Annotated in this window: 1 protein-coding gene; it reads right to left on the bottom strand. The window is 40.9% G+C overall.

What is annotated here, in order from left to right; translation table 11 throughout:
• Nucleotides 1–36: 36 nt before the first annotated feature.
• Nucleotides 37–1,935 (bottom strand): TonB-dependent receptor (locus ACT3RM_RS17640; protein WP_444511483.1); only part of this gene is annotated, 1,899 nt, incomplete at its 5' end.

Here is a 1,935-nt window from a genome sequence, read left to right as displayed (position 1 = left end):
AAAACAGGCAAGATAGCTTCTTACCTGTTTATTATATTAGAAACGATACGTAACTGAAGCACCGAGCGTTTGTGGGTTAACGACGGCAACATAGCCTGTCGGATACCTTCCACTTACAGGTTCAACACTTGTATAGCCGTTTTCGTCAAAAGCGTTATTAATATATGCACTAATTAACCAGTTTTCGGTGTCATAACTTACAGTTGCACGCGTGATGGTGTAATCACCAGCAATACGCTCCTCTGTGTTGGTTAAGTCTGCATAATATTCATCTACATAGTTTGCGCTAATATTCACTTTAAAGTTATCGGTGAACCAATGAGATACGCCTAAACTTGCTGTAAATGCTGGCGCTGAGTTAAGTTCATTTCCTACGGCTTCAGCATAATCTTGCGATGCATCTATTTTAGTTTTTAAAAGGCCCAATGCCCCATGTAACTGCCATTGCTCTGTCAGCATACTGTATGCTTCGAGCTCTAAACCATAGCTGTGTGCATCTTCAATGTTTGTAATTTTACGCTGTGAACTTAATGCTTGATAACCATCAAAGTTATTATAGAACACGTTAGCACTGATATTAGTGTCGCCATGATTTAATACACTACGCGCGCCCACTTCATAAGTGTTAACCGTCTCTTGATCATAGTAGTAATAGTTTTGGGCAGTAAAATCCAGTGCGCCACCGCCTGCATTATACCCGCGCCGAGCACTGGCAGATAAAGTTGTTTCATCGGTAGCTTTATATTGAATAGCTAACGTCGGTAGCTTGATGGTATTTGCGTTATCTAGTTGCTCAACAAACCTGTCACCAGCGAAAGCCATATTGAAATCCCGCAACTGTTCTTCACGCTCAATACGTAAACCGCCAGTTAAAATAAGCTTTTCACTTAAGTGGAAACTAGTTTCACCATAAACAGCTAAAGAATCACTACTGTCATCGCCGTAATAATCAGTTGCACCTACACTGGTAAAATCTTGATCACGGTCAAAATACGCTAAACCAACAAAACCTGAATAAAAATCACTTGCTAAGCCAAAGTTCAACTTTGAGTCTATAGTGATATTCTTTTCCCTCATATCAACATCAGACTCTGCCGTTTCAAGTGGTTCATAACCATCAAAACTCCAGTCATAATCCATATATGCGACGAGTAAATCTAGTGAGTAGTTATCATTAATTTTATACTCAAAATCTACTTGTGTTGTATCAGAGCTAGTATCCATAATACGCTGAAACAACGGGATATAATCTTCAGGTTTGTCACCTGTAAAGTAGTGTCGTCCAGCGTTCCCTTTTTCACTGTAGTTTGTGTAGCTCAGTTGAATTGATAAGTCATCAAATGGCGTATAAAGTAGTTTTACTCGTGTACTTGCAGTGTTTAATTTATTTAAATCTTGATCAGTCGGGTTTGTTGCATATACAGGTGGGTTACTATACGTTTCACCATCAACATATTGAGTTGATAAACGAAACGCTAACACGTCCTCAACAAGTGCGCCTGAGACAACGGCTGCTGTATCTAGGTAACTATCCTGGTTGCGATAACCGATACGAACCGCCCCTTCAAAGTCTTGAGTTGGTGCTTTAGTCGTCATATAAACCGCACCGGCAATACTATTACGTCCATTACTGGTTGACTGTGGGCCCCGATACACAGCAATTTGCTCCATATCCCATAAACCTGTATCCCCAGTTAAATCAGCAACAAAGGGTTGGCTAACACCATCAATAAGCGTTGAAACTCTCGCTTTAGACCCACCGCTAAACGAGTTAAATCCTGTTGCACTACCATTGCCCGACACACCGCGCATATCAGGCACAGATCCTGTCAGCACGACCACATTGGCCATATCTGCAAGCGCATCAGTGACAGATGATAACTGTCCATTTTCCAGTAAAGATTGATCGACAACAGCAACAGATGTAATTGTATC

It is taken from the genome of Pseudoalteromonas sp. AOP7-A1-14, from assembly GCF_052376275.1.
Lineage (GTDB): Bacteria > Pseudomonadota > Gammaproteobacteria > Enterobacterales > Alteromonadaceae > Pseudoalteromonas.
Note: the sequence above shows the minus strand (reverse complement) of the source record. Positions and strands in the feature narration are given on the sequence as shown.